The organism is Photorhabdus luminescens subsp. luminescens (genome assembly GCF_001083805.1).
GTDB classification, from domain to species: domain Bacteria; phylum Pseudomonadota; class Gammaproteobacteria; order Enterobacterales; family Enterobacteriaceae; genus Photorhabdus; species Photorhabdus luminescens.
Genome location: NZ_JXSK01000011.1, coordinates 158,538 through 183,514, shown reverse-complemented (window position 1 = coordinate 183,514; position 24,977 = coordinate 158,538). Strand labels below are relative to the sequence as shown.

Below are 24,977 nucleotides of genomic sequence, written 5' to 3'. Positions count from 1 at the left end.
TTTGGTGCTTGTCATCACTTAATAATCAAATAACATGATAACATTTGACCAAAGGCCCTATTTAGCTTCGATATTTTGGTGAACTATATGATGTTATGTGACTTCAATAACAAAATAATCCCGGTATACTCTTCCAACTTTATCGATTTAGCTAATACGAATACGCTCCGTGAGGATGCATAACGCGCTATGACACTAGACGCTACCCCAATTATAAAATCACTGCTTGATACTGACGCTTATAAGCTTCATATGCAACAAGCAGTGTATCACCGCTACAGCCACATGCCTGTTGTTGCAGAGTTTCGCTGCCGCGGCGATGAATTGCTAGGCGAATATGCCGCAGAATTACGTTATCAAGTTAATATGATGGCTAATCTGGCATTAACCGATGCTGAATTTAATTACCTTTCCAGCCTGCCTTTTTTTAAGGCTGATTATCTGGATTGGTTAAAAACTTTTCGTTTTAACCCACAGCAAGTCAATATTTCTGTTACAGATGGCGGCCAATTAGCTATCCGTATTTCAGGATTATGGCATGAAGTCATTATGTGGGAAGTTCCATTATTGGCGCTAATTAGCGAATTAGTTCATCGCTATCGCTCACCAGATAATGCAGTGGAAAATGCAGTTAATCAGCTACGCAAGTTGATCAAACTGTTTTATCAAAAGGCTGAAAGTGAAGGAATCGATCTCTCCAGTTTCAAACTAATGGATTTCGGTACACGTCGGCGTTTCTCACACTGTGTGCAACACGCTATCGTCAGTGAACTGCAACAGCATTTCCCTTATCTGATTGGCACTAGCAATTATCAACTTGCACAACAACTTGGGCTCCCTCCGGTTGGTACGCAGGCGCATGAGTGGTTTCAAGCTCATCAGCAAATCAGCCCAGATCTGGCTAGCAGTCAACGAGAAGCATTACAAAGTTGGCTGAAAGAATATCCTAACCAGCTAGGTATTGCCTTGACTGACTGCATTACAATGGACGCTTTCCTGCGGGACTTTGATGCTCAGTTTGCCAAAAGTTATCAAGGCTTACGCCATGATTCAGGCGATCCCGTTCAATGGGGCGAGAAAGCGATCGCCCACTATCAAAAACTGGGTATCGACCCAATGACGAAAACGCTGGTGTTCTCTGACAGCTTGGATTTCCAAAAAGCGCTAACGCTCTATCGTCATTTCCACAACAGAATAAACCTGATTTTCGGTATCGGTACACAGCTCACCTGTAATATTCCAGGGGTTAATCCACTGAATATCGTCATCAAACTTGTTGAGTGTAATGGCAAACCCGTCGCAAAGCTTTCAGACAGCCCCGGCAAAACCATTTGTGAAGATAACGAGTTTGTTAACAGGCTACGCGCCGCTTTTGATATCCCCCAAGCTAAACAAGCTTGTTAACTCAAATTTCATTAAAAAATACCATTGTGCTGCTGGCAGATAAGACAGCAGCACATCTAAAAAGCGCTATTTCCCTACTATCTCACCATTTAAATTGATGATTTCCCCTTGTTTCTTAAAACAAGGCAAGTAACATAGAATAAGTTTCCCCTTGTGGGGATATTCATTTTCATAAACTTGAACTGATAAAGAAGAGAGAAATCTATGAGCGTAGCGCCTGTAGTCGACGTACTGCAAGGCCGGGTTGCGGTTGATAGCGAAGTCACCGTTCGCGGCTGGATACGTACAAGGAGAGATTCTAAAGCTGGCATCTCCTTCCTCGCCGTCTATGACGGTTCCTGCTTTAATCCATTACAGGCCGTCGTTAATAATAATTTGCCTAATTATCAGGATGAAATTCTACATTTAACTACCGGTTGTTCTGTCGAAGTGACAGGGACAGTCGTTGCTTCCCTAGGTCAAGGGCAGAGTTTTGAACTACAAGCGACTCAAGTCGTGGTGATCGGCATGGTCGAAGATCCTGACACCTATCCAATGGCCGCTAAACGCCACAGCATTGAATACCTGCGTGAAGTAGCCCACCTGCGCCCACGTACCAACCTGATTGGCGCTGTTGCTCGTATGCGCCATACCCTTGCTCAAGCACTACACCGTTTCTTCCATGAAAATGGGTACTTCTGGGTTTCCACCCCGTTGATCACGGCGGCTGATACAGAAGGTGCTGGCGAAATGTTCCGCGTCTCTACGCTGGATCTGCAAAATCTGCCGTTAACTGACAAAGGTGAAGTGGATTTCAACCAAGATTTTTTTGGTCGAGAAGCTTTTCTGACCGTATCCGGCCAGTTGAACGGTGAAGCATACGCTTGTGCATTAAGCAAAGTTTACACATTCGGTCCGACTTTCCGTGCTGAAAACTCTAATACTAGCCGCCATCTGGCAGAATTCTGGATGCTTGAACCAGAGATTGCCTTTGCCGACCTCAACGATGCCGCTTCACTGGCTGAAAATATGCTGAAATATGTTTTCAAAGCCGCATTGGCAGAACGCGCTGATGACCTGCAATTCTTCGCTGAACGCGTAGATAAAGATGTTATCACCCGCCTGGAAAAATTTATCAATTCTGACTTTGCTCAGATTGATTACACCGATGCTGTTGAAATTCTGCAAAATTGCGGCCAAAAATTTGAAAACCCCGTCTTCTGGGGAGTTGACCTTTCCTCGGAACATGAACGTTATCTAGCAGAGAAACATTTCCAAGCTCCGGTTGTCGTGAAAAACTATCCAAAAGATATTAAAGCCTTCTATATGCGAATGAACGACGATGGTAAGACTGTCGCGGCAATGGATGTACTCGCGCCGGGCATTGGCGAAATTATCGGCGGCTCACAGCGTGAAGAGCGTCTGGATATGCTGGATAAACGTATGGAAGAAATGGGACTTAATAAAGAAGATTACTGGTGGTACCGTGATCTGCGTCGTTATGGCACCGTACCTCACTCTGGGTTCGGGCTGGGCTTTGAACGCCTGGTTGCTTACGTGACTGGTGTGCCAAATGTACGTGATGTCATCCCATTCCCTCGCACACCAAGAAGCGCAAACTTCTAATGATTGCGTAAAACAAACATTAAAAAATTATTATGTATAAGGCCAGCAAAAGCTGGCTTTTTTTATTCTTTCAATTCAACACACGATCAAAAATTCTATTTCATTTACATTTTGCAATATATTATTTTCACTTTATTACAAAAACCTTCACTTTGTATCAATTTAATGATGGATAAAATCCACGACTAGTGAAAAACTGTGCCCCGACTCGGACGGAACGATATTTTCATAAATAATTTCAACGAGTTTCTTAGAGGAATTATTTCTGTCAGTAACAAATGTCCGAATAACGCCAATGATGGTAATTAACGATTTTAATTAAATGAAGGTAACAATAATGAAGGGTAGTATCCTTTTCGTGGTCATCCCAGCGCTGTTGACTGCTGGTGTAGCAAATGCCACTGAAATTTATAACAAAAACGGTAATAAACTGGATCTCTATGGCAAAGTTGATGCGCGTCATCAATTCTCTAAAATTATCCAAAGCTCAGATAAATCCCCTATCTATAGTGAAGATGGCGATGCAAGCTACATTCGTTTGGGTTTCAGAGGTGAAACCCAAGTCAATGACCAATTAACGGGTTATGGTCGTTGGGAATACAATATTCAGGCTAACAAAGCTGAGGCAAACGATTCCGCAGGCAATCAAACCCGTCTGGGCTTCGCTGGTCTAAAATGGACTAAATATGGTTCTCTGGATTACGGTCGTAATTACGGTGTTCTTTATGACGTCAATGCCTGGACCGACGTATTGCCAGTATTCGGTGCTGACTCCATGTCGCAAGCTGATACCTACATGACTAACCGTGCTACCGGTGTCTTGACTTATCGCAATACGGGTTTCTTCGGCCTGGTTGATGGCCTGAACTTCGCCCTGCAATACCAAGGTAAGAACGACGAAGACAGCAAAAACGGCCGCAATTCAATTCGTAAACGCGGTGATCTCATTAAGCCCAATGGTGGTAGTAATGGTGACGGCTTCGGTCTCTCTGTTACTTACGATATCGGCAATGGTATCAGCGTAGGGGGAGCCTATTCCAATGCCGACCGTCCTATTACACATGAAAGGCTCGTTACATCCGTCGCTCGCGGTGAAAGAGCTGAGGCATGGAACATTGGCGCCAAATATGATGCAAACAACCTATATCTGGCTGCCATGTATGGCGAAACTCACAATATGACCTCTTTCGGCTATCAAGATTTCGTCTCCGCAAAAACCCGTAATATCGAATTAACTGCCCAATATCAGTTTGACTCTGGCCTGCGTCCATCTCTGGCATATGTTCAATCCAGAGGAACAACTTTTTTCACTCATCAGGACTGGGTAAAATATATCTCTATTGGTTCTTATTATAACTTTAACAAAAATTTATCCACCTATGTTGATTATAAAATCAACTTAGTCCATGACAACTTCTACACCAAACACTTGGATGTCAACACGAATAACGCGGTGGGTGTAGGTTTGGTATATCAATTCTAACAATCAAGTAGGTTAAGTAGGAGCTCCGATTAACATGTATGGTGCTCACTTAAAGTGAGCACTATTTTTTTTCAAGAATAATCATTATTAGGTATCTGTTAAAAAATGGTATATAACACATCGACAAGCATATCAGTAAGTTACATATAAGAAATATAATTGATGAAATAAACACCATATTTTACTCTTTTTATTAAGATCAACAGATAATTTTCTTCCGTCACTGACTGCCGCTCATTTTTCACTTTTTTGATCAACTGGACCAACCAGAGATTAAAAAATAATCTCACATTTACATTTTGAAACACTTTGTTTCACATTTTTACTAAATTTTCTTTTTTATAGCATTTTGTGAGTGGATAAAAATAACAACCAATGAAACACTTGACAGAGAAACAGACGACACTAAACTCTCACAAATAGTTCCGTAGATTTTTAAAGAATTATTTTTGGCAGTGGCAGGTGTCCGAATAACACCAATGAGGGTAATAATAATGACGAAACGCAATGTTCTTGCAGTAGTAATCCCAGCTCTGTTAGCTGCTGGCGCAGCAAATGCAGCTGAAATTTATAACAAAGACGGCAACAAACTGGATCTGTACGGTAAAGTTGAAGTCCAGCACAAATTCGCTAACAACAAAAGCGGCGAAGATGGCGATAACTCCTTCGCCCGTCTGGGTATCAAAGGCGAAACTCAAGTTAATGACCAACTGACCGGTTTTGGCCGTTGGGAATACAATATCAAAGGTAACCGTGCAGAAGGTGATGACGAAACTAAGACTCGTCTGGCTTTCGCTGGCCTGAAGCTTTCCGACTACGGTTCTCTGAACTATGGCCGTAACTACGGCGCAGTTTATGAAGTCAACGCTTGGACCGACGTGTTGCCAGTATTCGGTGGTGACTCAATGGCGCAGACTGATAACTTCATGACTGCTCGTTCTACTGGTCTGTTAACTTACCGTAATACCGATTTCTTCGGTCTAGTCGATGGCCTGAATTTTGCTCTGCAATATCAGGGTGAGAACAGCAACAACACAGCTAACAACCGTGAAGTCCGTAAAGACAACGGTGATGGCTACGGTTTCGCTGCAACCTATGACGTAGGTTACGGTATCAGCGTCGGTGGCGCATACTCTAACTCTGCCCGTACTTCTGCGCAAAAGACTACTTTTAACGTTATTGAAGAAAAAGGCAAAAAAGACAGACCTACGGGCTCTACTGCCTTAGGTGATCGCGCTGAAGCATGGAACATTGGTGTTAAATACGATGCTAACAACATCTACTTGGCTGCCATGTACGGTGAAACCCGTAACATGACTCGTTTTGGTGGAAAAGTTGATGGTGTAAACTGGGAAAGCATTGCTAACAAAACCCAGAACATCGAATTAACCGCCCAATATCAGTTCGACTTCGGCTTACGCCCATCTCTGGCATACGTTCAGTCCAAAGGTAAAAATCTGTTCGGCGACATTGATCATGATGGAAAAGAATCCGACAGTCGCGATCTGGTAAAATATGTCTCTGTTGGTAGTTACTACTACTTCAACAAAAACTTGACTACCTATGTTGATTACAAAATCAACCTGCTGGATAAGAATGAATTCACCAAAGAAACAGGTATCAGCACTGACAACGTTGTTGGCGTAGGTATGATTTACCAATTCTAATTACCGTTGGTAAATAGATTTAGCTGAACAAGTTAAACACCATTAAGAGAAAGCAGCGCTTATGTGCTGCTTTTTTAGTCTTATGCTTTCTCTCTACTATTCCAACTTTTTCTCACTCCGCAAACTGCCTCACAAGATTATCTTCTTTTTACGACAAATAGTTGGCAAACTGTTTTAGCAACGTTAACCTGACTACCCTTTTGGGCTTAACCTGAGCTTTGGAATTACAAACATGTTTGAGAAAATCACAGCAGCGCCTGCCGACCCTATTCTTGGCTTAGCCGATAGTTTCCGTTCTGATCCTCGTACAAATAAAATCAACCTTGGTATCGGTGTCTATAAAGATGAAACAGGAAAAACCCCTGTTCTGACCAGTGTTAAAAAAGCTGAACAATATTTACTGGAAAACGAAACAACAAAGAATTATTTACCGATTAGCGGTTTAGCCGAATTTGGCCGCGTAACTCAAGAATTACTGTTTGGCAAAGATAACCCAGTCGTCACAGATAAACGCGCCCGTACAGCACAAAGTCCAGGCGGTACAGGCGCTTTACGTATTGCTGCGGATTTCATTGCCAAACAGACTAATGCTAAACGCGTTTGGATTAGCAATCCAACCTGGCCAAACCATAAGAACGTTTTTTCCGCCGCAGGACTGGAAGTCTGCGAATATCAATACTATGACGCTGAAAAACACGCGCTGAATTTCGAAGGCATGCTAGCAAGCCTGTCTGACGCTCAGGCAGGAGATGTTGTTCTGTTCCACGGCTGCTGCCATAATCCGACAGGCATCGATCCAACCCCGGCGCAATGGGCTAAGCTGGCAGAAATGTCCGCGGAGAAAGGCTGGTTGCCTATTTTTGATTTCGCTTATCAAGGATTTGCCAAGGGCCTGAATGAAGATGCAGAAGGTCTACGTATTTTTGCGAAAAATCATAATGAACTGATTGTTGCCAGCTCTTACTCTAAAAACTTTGGCCTGTACAATGAACGTGTCGGCGCCTGCACTATTGTTGCTAGCGACAGTGATACAGCAGAAAAAGCGTTCAGTCAGGCTAAAGCGATTATCCGTGCGAACTACTCCAACCCACCCGCTCATGGCGCATCTGTTGTCACCACTATTTTGTCAAATGAAGATCTGAAAGCAGCCTGGGAACAGGAATTGACCACCATGCGCGAACGTATCCAGCGTATGCGTCAACTGTTTGTCAATACCTTGCAGGAAAAAGGGGCAAAACAGGATTTCAACTTTATTAGTAGTCAAAATGGTATGTTCTCATTCAGTGGCCTGACAAAAGAGCAAGTAGAACGTCTGCGTGAGGAATTTGGGATATACGCTGTCAGTTCCGGTCGTATTAACGTCGCTGGCTTGACATTGGAAAACATGGCTCCACTGTGTGAAGCCATTGTTGCGGTACTCTAGTTAACATTTACCTTATGAAAAAGTCGCTGAATTTCAGCGGCTTTTATCATTCAGAAGATTCGTCATCCGACACAATTGCGATATTAATCTTATTGAGTGCATCAAAATGAAAATAGAACGGCTTGATCATCTGGTGTTGACAGTTAAAGACCTTGAAACCAGTAGCCATTTTTATCAACGCGTTCTTGGTATGTCGATTGTGACTTTCAGTGAAGGCCGTATCGCGCTGTCATTTGGTAACCAAAAAATTAATCTACATGAATATGGGCGGGAATTTGAACCTAAAGCTCAAACGCCACTGCCCGGTTCTGCTGATTTATGTTTTATCAGCCTATTGCCTATGGATGAGATTATTCAACATCTACAGCAACATGAAGTTGGAATCCTCGAAGGGCCGGTTAAACGTACCGGAGCAAACGGAGCCATTATGTCCATTTATTTTCGTGATCCGGATCAAAATCTGATCGAAGTCTCCAATCAGTTATAGTTGCCATCAAACAACTATCAGCCAGCCCTCAAATTGACACTTATTGAATATAAACGCTACACCACATCACCAACCTGGTACTTCATCCTGTAAAAATGGATTAGTCTGCCGTTCATAACCTAGCGTCGACATTGGCCCGTGCCCTGGAATAAATTCATAATCATCACCAAGCGGCAGAAGTTTATCTTTAATTGAGTTAATTAACTGCTGGTGATTACCGCGTGGGAAGTCACTACGCCCAACTCCCCCTTTAAACAGAACATCTCCCATATAAATCAGCTTATCTTCATGATTTACAAACACAACATGCCCTGGCGTATGCCCTGGACAGTGCAATACAGATAAATCAACGCCCCCTACCCGTAGCTCATCACCTTCATTTAACCAGCGATCAGGTTCAAATGATGGGCATTCTTCAATGCCAAACATTCGACTTTGAGCTTGCAAACCTTCAATCCAGAAAGCATCTTCCTGTTGTGGTCCATAGATCGGCACACTAAAATGTTTAGCGACTTCCACGGTTGCACCCACATGGTCAAAATGACCATGAGTCAATAAAACCTGAGTCAATTTCAGACCACGGCGTTCTATCTCAGCGATCAGCTTCTCTGCTTCCCCCCCGGATCAACAATTGCCGCTTCCTTACTCTCTTCATTCCAAATAAGAGTACAATTCTGCATAAAAGCAGTAACAGGAATAATTTGGTATTTCATTATTTCATTTACTCCATAGTCAAAACAAAATAGTTACTTACCAGATTACCACGTCCTGACGGGACCTGTATCAATATGAACGAAATTACTGTGTGGATAGTATCCTACCCCTCCCGCTTTCATTTTTAGAGCAGCCTTGCAGATACGGCTAAGCTCAATACCTTCAATATGAAAATCCATCGCCCGCCCGCGAGTATGGTAACTCTGTCTAGCCACGCCTTTACTTTGCTTGCGCAACTGATTGTTGGTTACCAGTGAACGGTAACCAGAAATGAGTTGTACAGGCTTATTAATTCCCATCATCATCTGCAACAAATAAATCTGATCAAATAATTTAGGATCGATAGTCTTAACTCTATTTTGACGATAATCTCGAAACAGATGATCCAGACGGGCCAGCTCTTCTTTGTTGTAACGATAGCCGTCAAAAAATTCGGCTTTAATCGTTTCACCCGTATGTAAGTTGTCAAAACGTAAAATCCGTGGGCGTGGAGTGGCTAGAGTCGCAAAAGCATGCCCCGGCAAAAAACTCAAGCCTAAAGTAGCAGCCCCCACACAAAGCCACTTACGACGATTATGATCAATTATATCCATGAAGAAACGTCTACTCAGATTATGGAAAAAATAAATCACCAGGCAACTGGTCACTGGTCACTGGTCACTGGTCACTGGTCACTGGTCACTGGTCACTGGTCACTGGTCAGTATGACAACTAATAACAAAAATTAGTTGCATTTAGTTTTGTAAAGGTAACAACTTTGACAAAAACTGGGAACCTTGTTTCACACTATTATCATAGTCATAAATATCGGTACGGTACTGAGGAATCCCCTGTTCATCTACCCAGGCAGTTAAATAATACAAATAAACAGGAATACGCTGTGGGATGTTAACATAAACGGTATTGCCCTGTTTCACTGTATTAGTCACTTTGTTTTGAGTCCAACCCACATCTTCCAATAACATATTCGCTAATTCTGAAGCCTTGTTAATCCGTACACAACCAGAGCTGATCGCTCGGATATCTTTGTTAAACAGGCTATGGTTCGGCGTATCATGCAAATAGATAGCATCCGAATTTGGCATATTAAATTTATAACGGCCCAATGAGTTAGTCGGTCCCGGAGCTTGCCATATTCGATAAGGAAAGTTAGCAGGCGTAATCACGTTCCAATCAATAGTATAAGGGTCGATTACACTGGCATCAGCACGCCAATTTGAAAAGATAACGTATCCTCCCCGTTGAAAATATCCGGGATCATCAACTCCCCGTGGTGCGATATCTTTTCTTGCCAGGCTAGTTGGCACACTCCAGGGAGGGTTAATCACCACATTATTCAGCACGCTACTCATAATGGGAGTCTTACGGCTTGGACGACCAACAATCACTTTCGAGTTCAACACTTCCTGATCATTAAGATAATAATGCAATGAATAATCTGGAATATTGACCATAATTCCTGTAGACGCATGTCCTGGGGTAATACGCAAGCGCTGGATATTAAGCGCTATCAAGCCAGCTCTAGTTTGAGGTGAAGTATTTAGCCAATCTCTTGTGCGTTTACCAATTACGCCATCCGGCGCCAACCCTTGCCAATGCTGGAAATTTTTTACCGCAGTCACCAATTCAGGATCGTAGACATAATCTGATTGGGTTGTCAGTTCACTCAACATCCCAATACGAATAAGTATTTCTCTCAACACAGCAACATCAGAGCTACTCTGCCCCGGTTTTAGCGCACTTTTGTCAGAAAGCTGCGGCCACGGTTCACCATCAGCCAGTTGTTTCATCATCTCCTTGCGCATATTTTCATATTGAGGATGTTGCGGCGCCAATGCTGCGATATAAGCGGCCACATTGTGATCGATAATAGCTTGCTGCCACTGACCTATAACGACTGGTGAAGGTAATGCAATTTTGTACGGTGTAGTGCTGTTATATAACACAGTGCGATAGAGCCAGCTTTGGCCCTGATGATCGACATCTGAGACAAATTGTAAATAACCTAGCATAGCATCCGACAAGATCAGATCACGTCCCATCTGACTCAATTGACCATCATTGAGTTCAATCAACCATTGGCCAAATTGCGGCTGAAACCCAGCCAATGCCAGTTCTGAAAGTTGTTGTTCAAAGCGTTGAACCGCGATTTTATCTTGCCACAAAGGTTGCATTTGATTGGAAGAGTACAAACTAACCAATTGGTCAAAGAAAACAGGCTTAATTTGTGCTGGTATCCAGCTTTGCAGCATTTTACGACGTTCTGTTTCTGAAATTGCAGCAGCTTGAATTTGTACTTGTTCAGGTGTGGTTGTTTCAGATATCTTTTCAACCTGCACTCTTGGCGGATTTTGAATATCACCTTCAATAAGCCTACTCTGATGCTTAGCTAAAACATATCCAGCGACTATTGATGTACTACAAATAACCGAAATGCACAGTGGCTTTATCGCTCTTTTTACCATATCAACATACCCATCTTCAGAACATTTTCATGAGTTAATTTTAATTATGACAAATTCAGGCTCTAATCAAAGAAAAACAACAAGTTATTTACATTGTAAACTATTTATCTACAAAGGAAATATAATAAGTCATCGCCAGCCAATCCAGCACACAAGAGCAAAAAAGACGCCAAAGCGTCTCATCTATATTCAAGGTATGCAAACCGCTTTCTTAACTCAGCAGAGAGACCTACCTGATAACAGGCAGGCCCCCAATTTAACGCCATTCCTACGATAATTTACGACAACGCGACTATCATGATGAAGAAGTGCTATCACATGAGGCAGTACCATATGCAGCGAGAAATGACTGAACCGCGATGGCAATTCGCTGGGATTGCTCCTCTGGAGTAGGCAAACCAATACCCAAAGTAGCCTTAAGCCTTGGCGTTCCAATGATGCCATCGATAAACACCTCCGCAGAGATTTTCGGGTCTACTATGTTCAATTTTCCCTCCTTCATCTTTCGTAGCAGATATTCGACAAGAAAATCGACTATCTTTTTGACTCCCTTTTCATAATAGATTTTACCTAGTTGCGGAAAACGTTGGGCTTCCAGAGTGACCACCCGGTAATTTGCAATCATTGCCTCAGAAAGAATTACCGTGAAAATTTCCTCTGCAAAAATTGTTAAGGCTTTCCCAATATCTGGTTCGGGATTCATGGTCTTGTCCAGATCGCCCTCAACCTCTTCTATTCTCTGCTTAACAACGGCTACCAACAGCTCTTCTTTGGAAGGAAATCGACTATAATAGGTTCCCTTCGAAGCATTAGCACGTTTCGCCATCTCATTGATACTGGCACCATCAAAACCCCGTTCTGCAAATACCTGAGCAGCAATTTTTAACAGCTCGTTAACTCGTTCTCCTGAAATTCTAGAGTACGAACGGGTTCTTTTGTGATCTGTTTGGGCTTTAGGTGTATTTGTCATGTAAAAAACCTAAATTTTTATTGGTACCGAACGGTACGGTATACTATTATTAAGACTATAGCAGTAACACAACCGATGGCTGTGATCAAATGGTCCTAGCCAGCTACAGTCACCATGATTCTTTCAGAATCACATCGTACTACTTATGGAGAAAAAAGAAATGAACGTTGGAATAATTGGTTCAGGGATTGGAGGAGCATGCCTGGCACATGGCTTGCGCAAAAACGGAATAAAGGTGAAAGTCTATGAACGAGGCTCTGCTACGTCATCCATACTTCCCGGTTATGGAATTTACGTCGATACATTCGGCCAGCAAGCAATGCAGGAATGCCTCCCAGAAACCAACTGGCTAACCTTTAAAAAGATTTCAAAGCCTGTTGGTGGACAGACAAGATTCTATGATGAGCATCTGCATCTTCTTCTCGCAGCTCAGAGAGATATTCACCAAGAAGATGGGGAAATCATTACCGAAGATCGAATGTCAATCAGCAGATCTGAACTTATAGAAGTCCTCAATGAGGGACTCTCAGATACCGTGCAATGGAACAAAACGTTCGAGCGTTATGAACACATGCAAAACGGTAAAGTCAGGCTTTTTTTCACAGATAAAAGTCACGAAGATGTTGATGTTCTTATTGGTGCGGATGGAAGCAATTCAAAAGTACGCAAGCAATACCTCCCGGCGATAAAAAGGCTTGATATTGGCGTCACTCTCACCGTTGGGCGTGTGCGCCTTACCCAAGCTCTTGCTGCCTCATTGCCTCCCTATTTGCTGGATGGCTCGCCCAACAATATCGTGCCTAAAAGCCCCGGTGGATTGTTTGTCTCTCTATGGCGTGCTCCAGTCAATACCCGGGTAAAGGCCACATCGACAGAAATTGGCGATTTCGTCATGTGGGCCTATGCAGCAGCAACTAACAGCTATCCGAATACGATTACTGATTTTCCTGCGGAATCTCTGTGTGATCTGATCTGCTCCCGGATTGCTTCATGGGACCCAAACCTGCATACCCTGATTAAGCAAAGTGATATGGAAAACATCTCTGTGATTCGATTACGCAGTATGGATCACCTCTTACCCTGGCGTTCTAGCGCTGTCACCCTACTTGGCGACGCTATTCACAACATGACGCCAATGGTGGGAATGGGAGCCAATACAGCGCTTCGAGACGCACTTTTACTTACCCAGACGCTGACTCGCGTAGCCTCTGGTCATGAAGAGTTAATCAAGGCGATTTCAGATTATGAACAACAAATGCGAACATATGCTAATGAGGCCGTTGATATTTCGTTACGTACCGCGCTAAATGCAGCCGATCGCTCAATGATCAAGCGAATACTGTTTCGAACTGTACTTCGGGTTGCACAAACTTTACCGCCAATAAAGCGAGTGCTATTCCCGATAACAAAATCTGCGCAACACCAGGGAAAAATAAAATTAAGTACTACACATTCTTTTAGTAGTACGCAATAAAGAGGCTTCCACTTTACCGCCAGATAACTTGAATAAACGATTAGCAAAGAATTTGCTGTAATATTGCGTCGTCCCAAGAATGGAATCTGGTTTTGGTAAACCAGTGAGAACTTCTTTTTTGAAAAATAAAGACTTGATAAGGCAGAATCGATTATTTACTATCGCAACGGCCAGAATATCTTTGTCTAAAAAATATAATAAAAATCCATGCCCGGATTATTTGGTCGATTTTTGCCAAATTTACAATGGCTTAATTCCATATTATCCGGGCTACAAAAATTTATGAAATTATATATTTTTAAATCTATTTTATTTAAAAGATATGAATTATACCCAATGGATTTCAAGATGCATCGCGACGGCAAGAGAGCGAATCCCCGGGAGCATAGCGAACTATGTGACCGGGGTGAGCGAGTGCAGCCAACAAAGAGGCAACTTGAAAGATAACAGGTATAAAATAATCTGAGGATAGCATCACCGATAAAAGGATTAAAAATGAAAAGGAATAAGCTGTTTTTAACCATTCTGTCCCTGTTAAAAATAATGGTTGAATGATGTCACTATTAAATCATCAATATTCTCTGTGGGTAGATGACCATTTTATCACCGCAACCTGACCGCAGAACCGGGTCACTTATTGATCAGCATCACTGACTTTGTCACACTTAAATTCAACAAAAGGGATAGTAGATGAATAAAATCAGCAACTCCGTGGCAAGAAGCACGAGTTATCTTTTAATTTACCTGACGGCAATTCAGCCACTACAATCCTCATGATTTGTTAACCCTGATTTAAATTAGCTTGCAAGTTAATTTTCATTGCCATTTATTAGCCTGTAGGTTAATATATTTAGAAAGGGGAGACCATATGTTTAACGTAGTTTATCACCCGGAAGCCAGGGAAGAAGCCACGGCATTGCCCGTGAGGATTCGGGTTAAATTTGACCGACTTATTGGTAAACTCGAATTTGACGCGCGGTTATTGCGGGAACCGGGCACTAAGCCACTGGGCGATGGTCTTTTTGAGATCCGCACGATGGGAACGGACATAGCCAGAGGTATCTGGGTATATCACAAAGGCAATACCATTATCATGCTCCGGGTTTTCATCAAGAAGTCACAGAAGACGCCAGCGAAAGAAATCGAACTCGCCAAAAAGCGGTTAGCGGAGGTACTTAATGAAACTGGTAAGTCATAAAGAACTGCATAACGAGTGGATGCAGGATGACGAATATCGTGCAGCATGGCATGAGGAAGAACGCAAGGAGAAGCTCAGAGAGCTGCTTGCGGAATGGCGTAAACATGACAATCTGACAAAAGCTCAGGTCGCTGAACGGATGGGGGTTACACCTCCAGTTATTTCCCGCCTGGAAAATAACATCACCAAAGCCAGCATCGATACGCTGACCCGTTACGCTCACGCCTGTGGTATTAAAAAGCCCGTCATCACCCTCTACTGAATAGCCAGCCCTTTTGGGCTGGTCTACCTTTTATTTGGATGTAAGCGCTGGAACCACCGATAATCCTGGCATTCTAAAATTTTGGCGGGTTCCAGCTTCAATGTCCTGCCTGATTTTCATCTTTAATCCCAATATTAAGTATTGCCTATTGAACTTTACAGCTAAACAGACGGCATAGATAACGACTGCTCAATAGCATTTTCAATGCCAGATACCGCCGTAACCACCAGCATCAACATACCACCGATCATGAGGATCGAAGCGAACAGGAACCCACGGGTCACTATCTGCACTTTAACAATCGTTTCATCCAACCAATGCCGTGCAAACTTCGCCATTGATTGATCAAACCCCTGTAACCGCGACAACAGCCGCAGATAACTGATCGCCTCATTATCAGGAAAACGGTACCCGGTATCGCGCAACGCCTCACCGAAACCGGCTCCCATAGAGATATGTTCAAGCGTGGCGGCGATACGGACATACAACCAACGTGAACCGGCCTGTTCCAGCAACAATTCTAACGCCGATTGCAGCATCATCCCTGAGCGGATCAACAACGACACATTCAGTATGAACATACTGCCATGAATGGTTCGGTAGAGTGACCACGGCGGAAACCGGTCAAGTTCCGTTCGTAACCGTCCGCCAAGAAAAGGCAACGATAATGCCACTAACATGAACAATATCATCAGGAATATCAGAGAATACAGCCCATAGTCATTAACAAATGTTCCCATCAAATACAAGGTATAAGCCGCACCATCCCAGGTTTCCGGCTTGGAAACCGCAGCCAATTTTGGCACCAGATTGCCTGCCACAATGTGCAACAATACGCATATCATCCCAATGAGCACTGCGGGATAAATAGACGCGCCGATGACTGCACGGCGAATTTTACTACTCGCGTCGATCATGGCGATCGCATCCATGAAAGCGCTACGGATATCACCGGAACGCTCACCTGCGGCAATCACCGCCACCTCATTAGGACCAATCCATTGCTGCAAACTCTCTGCCAACGTGCTGCCCTGACTCACAGCTTCATAACAACTACTCAATACCAACGCATAACCACCGTTAGGTTTATGGCCTTCGTCGCTGGCAACATTGTACATTTCACGTAATGCATCAATCAGCATGACACGATTCTCTAACATCATAATCAGATGCTCGTAGAAACGGATTCGCACTTTCCTACTGAACTGCATCTTCACCATTCGATAATTCAGTCTTGCAATAAAATCGGTCATGGACATATCGTTTCACTCTATTTGATGGATCGCAGGAATAATCGGCCCCATCACCCGTTCTGCGGCACGGGGATCGATTATTCCATCATTTATTTTGCGAATAAGCGCGTCGATCTTGCTTAATCCCCCCATCTCCGAGATCCAATATCGAGTCGCTTCGTGATGGTGACCCATTCGATAAGCTTGCATTAAACCGGGGGAAGTGCGTATCACTTCAGCGACTACCGTTCGGCCCACAGTGCCGCACTGTTTGCAATAGTCGCAACCTTTCCCCTGTAGACAAACTGATTTGGGCTGACAATAAAGATTTAGTCGTTTCAGCAGACGCTCGGAGACTTCCTGCTCATGCCCTTGCAGGGGAACTTTACAATGAGGACATAACACCTGAATCAGCGATTGACTGACCAAACCAATCACCAGCCGCGAATCCATCAATAACGACTCCATCACAGCCTCATCCTGCAAGCGGGGCAAGATCGCTAAAGCATCGTTTGCATGTATGGTGGTCCAAATAAGATGGCCGGTCATGGCTGCACGAAATGTCATCTTTGCAGTCACTGCGTCGCGAATCTCACCGACCATAATCACATCGGGATCGAGTCGCATTGCATCAGCAATTGCCATCGCCCATTCTTGTTCGATAATCAGGCTATCGCCACGATCGCCGGTGATGGGGGATTGATTAGCCCCTTCAATTTCATATTCAGGCGGGTCTTCAAGCGTGAGCAGATGAATGCCAGCTTGCTCGGCTATCATCTTCTGCATCACGATCTTCAAGGTAGTGCTCTTGCCGCTACCGGTCGCGCCAGACAAAAGAACCACACCGGCCCGATGGTCCATGAGTTCTTCCAGTATCTGGCACTGTTCCGGCAAATAGCCGAGATCGCTTAGAGTACACACCGTGCCGGGGCTGTCCGCATACAACAATCGCAGCACCATCAACATGCCACGATCAAGCGGACGGGTATTAATCCGCGCCCCGGAAAGTCCGCACTCGGCCAGAAACTCATCTTTCATTCGCGCACGCTGCGCCTGCATCGGTTTAAACGTCGGCTCTGCCACGTCACACATACTTTGATAGATAGTCGCACATAATCGCAACCCTTCTTCCGGCCGCAGTTGTCCTATCGGCCGCAAATAACCATCGATCCGGCAACGGATTTCACAATAATTACGGCGAGCGACAATATGCAAATCCGACGCGCGTTCCTCAGTAGCTTCACCGATTAAGCGAATGATATAACGCTGAACATCCGATTCAGTCCCTCCCAGTCCATGACTCTCGCTCTTACTGAGACGGTACAATTCCAATATGCTTCCCATGCCACAAGTGACAACCTGATAGATAAATCCATGCCTTTTAACCGTCTCTTCATAGGCCAGCACATGTGGATCAAGCCGGTGGGAAGCAGACACGGCAAGTACGCATTGCCCCGTCTGCTGGGGCAACTCAACAAGACATATCAAACTGCGGTTAGCTAACTCTATTTCAAGCGCGCCGCTCAAGGCAGATAAAACTTTTGCGCCCTGCCTGACCATACACAACAGATCGGAGCATGTTATTGCCATTAAATATCTCCACCCATCAGTAACTAACGGTTTAACGCAGCGGCGGCGCAACCATTAAATCAAGGCTATCCAGCAACGATGCATCGTTGGTAGCAGTAAGACCTACATCATAGAATCGCCCCTGTTTAGAGAAAGTCACTACCCCGGTATCAATGCGGACCACTTTATAACCATTCGGCAACTGTTCACCAGTTTTCACATCCATGATGCCGCCTGAACGAAGCCGGAGCGTAGCGGTCAGAACCCCATTACGCCCGAAGATTGACTTAACCAGAGGCAGGCCAATATTAACGGCTCCTCCTTTATTCACCATCTTGGAAATTTTATCGAATTCAGCTTGAGCATTTGCCCTTGCGGTTTCAGCTTTAAGCAACATCAAATCCGTCTGTAACTTTTCCAGTTGCGCGGCAACACTGTCAGCCGTTACCGCTGGCGATGCAGGCTTCTGCGCACCGTGCTTCGCCTGAGCTGCCGGTAGCTCAGTAGATGACGTTTGCGCATATGTCAGGGAAAATACCGACGCCGCAAATAGACTGATTATAAGCTGGCTAATTTTTTGCATAGAAAACTCCACTCAGCTTCCACTCAGGAAAACCATCAGATAACACAATTCTGGCGCTGGTCACTCTCAAGCCGGGGAGCTGCTTACCTGAAAACAGTGCGTCTGGAGATAATTGAGAAGTCAATGTCCAGTTATAAGTCTGCCAATCAGGATTGGCCCACATGCGCGTTTCTCCCTCCGGCAAAGGGGGCGGAGGCGGCGGCAAAACGGAAGCGCCCTCGGTCAAAGTTGGAGACGGCAAACCTAGCGCCTGAAAATAAGACATCAGCTCAATCAGCGCCTGATCTGACGACTGCAATACATCGTCGTTGTTTTCCTGATCATGACTCTGCGACTGCCCAAACGGTATTAATACCTGTGCCTGTTCCCCACCATTGGAAATCACCGGGCCAGCCCGGAAAATATTGATAGCAGCAACCTGGAAAACATTGATCGGCATCCCGTCATGACGCTGATAACTCACAGAAACCGCATCAGCATCCAGCATAATAGATTCAACCTGCCACCCCGCAAGCGATAAGGGAACTTTGGCTAAAGCCTTATTCCATGCAGCAAACTGCCATTCCATTGTCGGCTGCGTAAGCCACGGATGCGGCGGCGGAACTTCCACCACCTCATTGGATAAATCTGGTACCCTTATTTGCGTATTCTGCTGATGGATGTGCCATATCCACCAACCGCCGGCTAACAAGAACACCGTACCTGCGGTCATGGCAAAGATCTTAATTTGATGCTTCGACATTTCGCCGGTTAAACTCTCAAGCTGGCCGACAGATTTTCTCAATGCGGACTGCGGCAACAATTGCGCTAATGGCATCTCCGGCCACGGCGATTCAAACTCCTTCGGCGCATAAATCGCATTCCACACCCCATTGGCTCCCTCGACCAACTGCACCGTATCGCGCAATTTCGTTTCGATTTCTTCACGAGTGCCGATTAAATCACGCCCAGCCATGATCGCGCCTTGATGTACCGCTACCAATGCATAATGCCCATCAGGCAAATGAAACGCACCTATCCAATTAGGCTTATCCACCGCTTTAGCAAGCACGGCCGCCAATGAATAACAACCTGGCGCTCCTGCCTCTTTTGGTACATACCCAATCTGTATACTTCGCCCAGCACGATGCCGGACAACCAAAGTAAACCCTGCGGCAATCCCATTCCTACGGATGTTAGAACGTGTCAACACAGTGACAGGCGGTCGCCAGATAATGCCTGCGACCAAAGTTTTACCATATAGTTTGATTTGCATAGCGCGCTCCGCGCCTGTTTCAGTCTGGGTCATTTTTCAATCTACCACTATAGGGGTAATCATGACTACGATCACATTATGGTTTCTTTTACCCTGACGGCTACCACCCAAGAATTGATTATCCGGGCTACCCAAACCACTACGATCACTGGTATCTGACTGTTGCTCGAACCCTGATAACACCAGAGTTTCACCTGAATGTAGTCTCACCTTCTGACTGAATGCGCGTAAATCTATTGTCGGCAACTGCACCTGACCGGTCTCTTCCTTGCCGAATTTCTCCAGCCTCTTTAAATCGCTCAAACTAATGTTGTACTGCAACAATATTTGCTTGTCGGCCATTGCATAAGGCAGCATCAACATATTAAAACCCGTCGTTACTGTCGCCGGTTCGATCCCAACTGAAATGCCGACTTGTGGCGTTGAAGTACTAGAAATTGATGAAACATAACCAGTCTGCGTTGCAACCTGCATCGGTACTGCTTGCAAATTCAGGGTAGTCACAGAAGGTTGAGTCACTATAGAGACCTTACCTTGAGCCGATAACGCCTTGATCAGTAACTTACTGTCACTAAATGGTCCCTTGAGAATATGAATATTGGTACTGATATCGCGCCCATCAGTAACACTGCTGCCTTCACCGCCCACGCCTATATGAGCGCTTTTATAGGCCAGTGACCAATCAACGCCATACTGATCAGACCTATCGAACGTCAGGTTAAGGATCTTGACATTAAGCACCACTTGCGTTGTCAATAATTTGTTCTGCTGATCAATATAATCTTTAATTCTATCGAGTACTTCAGGTGAGTCGGTCGCCACCAATGATGCCGTCGCCATCGACAAAGTTAACTTCCCTTCACCAGGCGTTAACATATTCAACACCGTTTTTTGGATCTCATCCATAACCGAACGGGTCAAAGAAGTCGCGAGAGTTTGGGAACTACCGCTGTTACCACTATCGCTTCCATTTAAGCCGCCGCCGAACGTTGCGCTAGTCGTCGCTGTCACACTGGCAGACAATGCATCCGTACCCGGCAATGCATATATTTGAAATACCCGCGTCTCTGTTTTGAAAATATGTACTGTTCCATTGTGTACTTTCCAATGCAATCCTGACGATAAAATGACCGAATCAAGCAAACCTGCCAAGGAACCATGCCAATTCACGTTTATTCTCATCTCTTCTGATTCACCGCCTTCAGATACTGACTGCGCGTTAGAATTGTCAACAACAATCCCCTGACCATTTTCTTTCTCCTCCAATGCCGGCGCCGCACTGGGATGCGCTGCAAACCGCGCATCAGCGCTGATCTGCACCGGCACGCCACAGATACGCTTGATCTTTTCCGCAAACTGACTCAGCGTCATCGGTTCAGCTTCCTGCAAAGTCAACATGCAGGAAACCGTTTCCCCCTCCTTCTTTGATGGAATCTCCTTAGTTGATACCCAATAACCATGCTCATGCACATGCACCGCCGTCATGGCGGGAGTACCGCGTAACTCCTTAATAATACCGGTCGCATTTGCCATCTCGGCATCTGCCTGCCGATCAACATTAGAGATTGCCGCACAACCTGACAGGCCAACCGCTATGCAGGGCAACAACACCAATCTGGAAAACGTCAAAAACTGGATATGCATGTTATTACCTCCGAGCCTGGACATGAACAAGCCGCTGTTCCTGATAAATATCGACAACGAAAGGACGATTCGCCATCGTGTAGGCTTCGAACAGCTCGCTTACCGCATGGATAAACGTGCCATTAAAACGCAGACTAGCTCGGATAGGGAAATCATAGGAAGCATCCCATACCACTTGGTAGCCAGACCTACTGGCCCATTCTTGTGTAACATCACGCAGAGTTTGCCCCGGAGTTGCTGTCCACACCGCCGCCGCAGGAACTGGCGTCAGCATCGGTGTTGCATAAACGGCGACACTTGACATACAGACAAGCACCGTAAAAACATATGTGATTATTTTGTTCATCGATTTTTCCAAAAAGAAAAAAATAGCCAAACAACCTATTAACAAAGCCCAGTGACCGAAGGAAAGCCCGCTTGCGAAACAACAACTACAATATTTCCACCAGCGCTCCGTCAGATACAAACTTCCGCACGCCATCCGGTAACTGTCTGGCAAGCAGACTTTCTACCCGTTTTCCTCTACCGTCGATAAGTCTGGAACCCTGCTTAAAACCAATCTGATCGGGTTCAGCACTCCATTTAAGCAATTCTCCGAAGGCGCGATGCAGCAACCCATTGTCGCCGGGGAGGCTATTTTTGCGGAAAATATAGACATGAGCCCCTGAAATAAACCCGCCCCAGAGACACTGGCTGGCAACGTTGTCACACCAAGCATCGGTATTCACCCACGTCATATGTCGAGCGGCCAATACCTGCCGCATCTTGCGACTCTTGATCACGCCAACGGAATGCTTATTAAGCAATTGCGCGCCGACTGAAGCATAGTTACGAAACAGCGCGGCTACATCAGTTTTGGCACGCACTGACTGCACACGCACTTCATACAACAACTCGCCAAAAATCAGTTGCATGAAAAATACGACGGCAATCCCAACAATCGCTAATGGCCACATTTATGTTCTCCTATTACTCTAGATTGGTTAATGCCAAATCATCAGATGCACAAGATGCTGCTCATCAGTTATGACTTCTCAAAATATGGGAACTGTTGTTAGAAGAATGGAACACACTGGCAATATTATATTTGCGATGCGGTCCAGCAACGAATGTCACTATGCAAGCTCTTGTATTCTTGCGATTTACATTGGAACTCGCTTCTGGATAATCCACCAGCCCAGATCGTTGAAAAACAAGCGGCAAATCAGATTCCTGGCTGTTGCCATTTTTATCCGCTTCATACACAGCCAACACGCAACGCATACGATGGTTATTAGAAATCGGAGGTGTAGAGACGGTGACTAACACAGGAGCATTTGAATTATTAAAAAAAGGCTGACTCCGACTGTTTGCTTTACCGCCACCGCCAACATAATAGGTCTCTTCCTTACTTGTTGTTCCTGACGACATTCCTGATGCAAGCCAATAGCCACGGCTAATTACCGCTTGATTTGCCAATAACCGCCTGCTTCCACTAGCATCTTTCCATTCCAAATCCGACTTATCGACATTAGTTCCCTGACACACCAACAGTTCCCCCTGCTTGCTCATGGACAGGTTACCTAACGCAGGGCACTTACCGCCGACAAGATTTCCAGTTTGAGTGTTTATCACTAAGTTATTGCCAACAACGACGTTCTTATCTGCATGAATATCACCGGCAGCCAAAGTCCCTTTACTACCGGGATTGGCATTACCATCAAGGATAAACAACGTGCCATGTTCTGGATTGACAACCACTTCACCATCGCTATTTTGTTCAATATAGGAGGGTTTTCCCTGAGAGCGGGAAGAGAAGGCGATCTTATTCACACCATTAACCATGCCGGGGCCTTGCATCGACAGCATATCCACCTGCTCAAGGCCATTACCGCCCATATTGATGCTGGTTTCCATCCTATTCCATTCTGGATGTCCGCCTATTTTTTGTCGATGAAGCAAATCGCCCGCCAATGTTCCTGGGCCATAGATTGACGCATCCCGCATGAACGGAGCATAAAAAATACGGCCAATTTCCTTAGGTTGTTCATTGAAAAAACCAGCAAAAGATTCAGGCGCATTGACCTGACCATAACTATTCCAATAAGTGGCCGGATTACGATGATCTCGATTTCTGTAATCCAGATACAGGCCGCCAACCCCAATCAATTGCGCAATCTTCATCGAATGTTCAGCAACATTTGGTTGTTTTCCATCAGCCATTGCCGGAACGGTATAAACCAACGGATCAATGCGTTTTTTGCCATTAGGCAGTGCGACAACTCGTAATACGCCATCATATTTTTGACCAAGCGGATTAACCGTATTCTGGTCAAGCCCCGGCGGTAAATAAGGGGTCATCTCTGCCCAATTAATTGGCGCTGGAGTGGGTCCACGACTTAGAGAGACATAATTATCATTAACATAATCCACCACCGCATCGCCAAGATGCTGGATCTGCCCGGCGACGACCTGATTCACCAACATATCACTCTGCCTATTCAGATAAATCACACCAACCACCATCATTGATGCCAGTACTATCAGAGCAACAGTCACCTCCAGCAAAGTGAAACCTGCATCATGGCGGCTTATCATCAATACAGATACAGACTCATCATCATGCATAAATAGTCCTTCTTAATCATTAAGTAAGAAAACCTATTCCATCCGATAAACTATTTATCCCCAAAGCGATCCCGCCCCAAGGGAACTACACTGCGGCCCATTCATGTCTGGCTACCTATTGAAAAGCGCTACAATCAATCCAGCGACTGCCAGACCTGGACCGAAAGGTATCTGTGGCGCCGTACTCATTCTGCGTAGCCGCCAAATCGTCAGATAACTTATTAATGTGAAACTGGCTGCAAGCAAAATCACTAATGGGAGCGCCTCCCCCCCCAACCAAGCGCCAAGCGCCGCCAGAAATTTGGCATCTCCCATTCCCAATGCATCACGCTGGACCCATTGCCGAGCAATCCACGCCGCCAGCCTGAAAAACAGATATCCACAAACCGCGCCGCTGACGGCCAAAGGTAGTGCCACAAATCCGGCAGAATCCAGATTGAACAGCAACCCTAACCACAACAAAGGAAGTGTCAGTTGATCGGGCAGCAGCATATGTTCGAAATCAATTACCGCCAGTGCGATCAACATCGAACTCAGCACCAATAACCCTAACAACGAGTAACTCCAGCCCAGCGCCAAAGCCAGTAAAGAAAAGAGTACCGCTACCGCGCCTTCAACCAATGGATAGCGTATAGAAATCGTACCGTTACAGTATCGACAGAGCCCTTTCTGGTACAGATAGCTCAACAGGGGAATGTTATCGCGGACCGCTAACACATGGCTGCAACGTGGACAATGGGAACGGGGAAAGCAGAGATTAAAGCTGGCAGCCTCATCATTGATTTCAGAGAAAAGCATCATCGGCAGGCGGCAGATCACCACATTAAGAAAACTTCCGACACACAGCCCCAGCAACCCTGACGCCAGAACTAAACATCCGGTAGAAGATTGCAACCACCCTATCATCATGATGATCTCCCAGCAGATTCAGCACA

21 protein-coding genes and 1 pseudogene are annotated in these 24,977 nt (G+C 45.0%); 9 read left to right on the top strand and 13 right to left on the bottom strand.

Features of this window, described 5'->3' with window-relative positions; all coding sequences use genetic code 11:
• Positions 1-189: 189 nt before the first annotated feature.
• From pncB to TI10_RS21300, 6 genes are all read left to right on the top strand, one after another.
• Positions 190-1,404 (top strand): nicotinate phosphoribosyltransferase, encoded by a 1,215-nt coding sequence (gene pncB, locus TI10_RS21325; protein ID WP_049585332.1) that lies wholly within the window; start codon positions 190-192, stop codon positions 1,402-1,404.
• Positions 1,405-1,608: 204 nt separating this feature from the next.
• A complete protein-coding gene (asnS, locus tag TI10_RS21320) occupies positions 1,609-3,009 on the top strand; it encodes an asparagine--tRNA ligase (protein WP_049585331.1) in 1,401 nt (466 codons plus the stop codon).
• 337 nt (positions 3,010-3,346) lie between these two features.
• Complete coding sequence (locus TI10_RS21315) at positions 3,347-4,492, top strand: porin (RefSeq protein ID WP_049585330.1); 1,146 nt, start codon at positions 3,347-3,349, stop codon at positions 4,490-4,492.
• A 494-nt stretch (positions 4,493-4,986) separates the two neighbouring features.
• Entirely contained in the window at positions 4,987-6,159 is a 1,173-nt protein-coding gene (gene ompC, locus TI10_RS21310) for a porin OmpC (RefSeq protein WP_049585329.1), read from the top strand.
• A gap of 232 nt (positions 6,160-6,391) precedes the next feature.
• Positions 6,392-7,582, top strand: a complete 1,191-nt coding sequence (locus TI10_RS21305; RefSeq protein ID WP_049585328.1) for an amino acid aminotransferase — start codon at positions 6,392-6,394, stop codon at positions 7,580-7,582.
• A 106-nt stretch (positions 7,583-7,688) separates the two neighbouring features.
• A complete protein-coding gene (locus TI10_RS21300) occupies positions 7,689-8,069 on the top strand; it encodes a VOC family protein (protein WP_049585327.1) in 381 nt (126 codons plus the stop codon).
• Between the two features lie 66 nt (positions 8,070-8,135).
• Here the strand turns inward: TI10_RS21300 and TI10_RS21295 are convergent.
• From TI10_RS21295 to TI10_RS21280, 4 genes and pseudogenes are all read right to left on the bottom strand, one after another.
• A pseudogene (locus tag TI10_RS21295) lies at positions 8,136-8,782 on the bottom strand (MBL fold metallo-hydrolase).
• Positions 8,783-8,827: 45 nt separating this feature from the next.
• Entirely contained in the window at positions 8,828-9,376 is a 549-nt protein-coding gene (locus TI10_RS21290; protein ID WP_049585326.1) for a YcbK family protein, read from the bottom strand.
• Between the two features lie 141 nt (positions 9,377-9,517).
• Complete coding sequence (gene ldtD / locus TI10_RS21285; RefSeq protein WP_049585325.1) at positions 9,518-11,248, bottom strand: L,D-transpeptidase; 1,731 nt, start codon at positions 11,246-11,248, stop codon at positions 9,518-9,520.
• 295 nt (positions 11,249-11,543) lie between these two features.
• Positions 11,544-12,218: a TetR/AcrR family transcriptional regulator gene (locus TI10_RS21280; RefSeq protein ID WP_049585324.1), complete on the bottom strand. Its 675-nt coding sequence runs from the start codon at positions 12,216-12,218 to the stop codon at positions 11,544-11,546.
• 160 nt (positions 12,219-12,378) lie between these two features.
• On the opposite strand from TI10_RS21280, the gene TI10_RS21275 reads away from it, so the two are divergent.
• The 3 genes from TI10_RS21275 to TI10_RS21265 all read left to right on the top strand — a co-directional run bounded on the left by TI10_RS21275 (position 12,379) and on the right by TI10_RS21265 (position 15,152).
• Positions 12,379-13,692 carry an FAD-dependent oxidoreductase gene (locus TI10_RS21275; RefSeq protein WP_049585323.1) on the top strand — a complete coding sequence of 438 codons (1,314 nt, stop codon included), beginning with the start codon at positions 12,379-12,381 and terminating at the stop codon, positions 13,690-13,692.
• An 868-nt stretch (positions 13,693-14,560) separates the two neighbouring features.
• Entirely contained in the window at positions 14,561-14,890 is a 330-nt protein-coding gene (locus TI10_RS21270) for a type II toxin-antitoxin system RelE/ParE family toxin (protein WP_049585322.1), read from the top strand.
• On the top strand, positions 14,871-15,152 hold the full coding sequence (locus TI10_RS21265) for a helix-turn-helix domain-containing protein (RefSeq protein WP_049585321.1): 282 nt from the start codon (positions 14,871-14,873) through the stop codon (positions 15,150-15,152). Before TI10_RS21270 ends, TI10_RS21265 begins: the two co-directional genes overlap by 20 nt.
• 161 nt (positions 15,153-15,313) lie before the next feature.
• Here the strand turns inward: TI10_RS21265 and TI10_RS21260 are convergent, their stop codons facing one another.
• The 9 genes from TI10_RS21260 to TI10_RS21220 form a co-directional block, all read right to left on the bottom strand.
• The gene (locus TI10_RS21260; RefSeq protein ID WP_244161681.1) at positions 15,314-16,405 is read right to left on the bottom strand and encodes a type II secretion system F family protein; all 1,092 of its coding nucleotides are present in this window, start codon (positions 16,403-16,405) and stop codon (positions 15,314-15,316) included.
• 12 nt (positions 16,406-16,417) lie between these two features.
• Positions 16,418-17,974, bottom strand: a complete 1,557-nt coding sequence (locus TI10_RS21255) for a GspE/PulE family protein (protein WP_080985114.1) — start codon at positions 17,972-17,974, stop codon at positions 16,418-16,420.
• A gap of 31 nt (positions 17,975-18,005) precedes the next feature.
• A complete protein-coding gene (gene pilP / locus TI10_RS21250; RefSeq protein WP_049585319.1) occupies positions 18,006-18,536 on the bottom strand; it encodes a type IV pilus biogenesis protein PilP in 531 nt (176 codons plus the stop codon).
• Complete coding sequence (pilO2, locus tag TI10_RS21245; RefSeq protein ID WP_244161680.1) at positions 18,523-19,791, bottom strand: type 4b pilus protein PilO2; 1,269 nt, start codon at positions 19,789-19,791, stop codon at positions 18,523-18,525. Before pilO2 ends, pilP begins: the two co-directional genes overlap by 14 nt.
• Before the next feature lie 36 nt (positions 19,792-19,827).
• Complete coding sequence (gene pilN / locus TI10_RS21240; RefSeq protein WP_049585317.1) at positions 19,828-21,435, bottom strand: PilN family type IVB pilus formation outer membrane protein; 1,608 nt, start codon at positions 21,433-21,435, stop codon at positions 19,828-19,830.
• Between the two features lie 4 nt (positions 21,436-21,439).
• Positions 21,440-21,739 (bottom strand): toxin co-regulated pilus biosynthesis Q family protein, encoded by a 300-nt coding sequence (locus TI10_RS21235; protein ID WP_244161679.1) that lies wholly within the window; start codon positions 21,737-21,739, stop codon positions 21,440-21,442.
• Positions 21,740-21,866: 127 nt separating this feature from the next.
• Positions 21,867-22,391: a hypothetical protein gene (locus TI10_RS21230; RefSeq protein WP_049585315.1), complete on the bottom strand. Its 525-nt coding sequence runs from the start codon at positions 22,389-22,391 to the stop codon at positions 21,867-21,869.
• Between the two features lie 64 nt (positions 22,392-22,455).
• A complete protein-coding gene (locus TI10_RS21225; protein ID WP_049585314.1) occupies positions 22,456-24,042 on the bottom strand; it encodes a prepilin-type N-terminal cleavage/methylation domain-containing protein in 1,587 nt (528 codons plus the stop codon).
• 111 nt (positions 24,043-24,153) lie between these two features.
• Positions 24,154-24,951 carry a prepilin peptidase gene (locus TI10_RS21220; protein WP_049585313.1) on the bottom strand — a complete coding sequence of 266 codons (798 nt, stop codon included), beginning with the start codon at positions 24,949-24,951 and terminating at the stop codon, positions 24,154-24,156.
• Positions 24,952-24,977 lie beyond the last annotated feature (26 nt).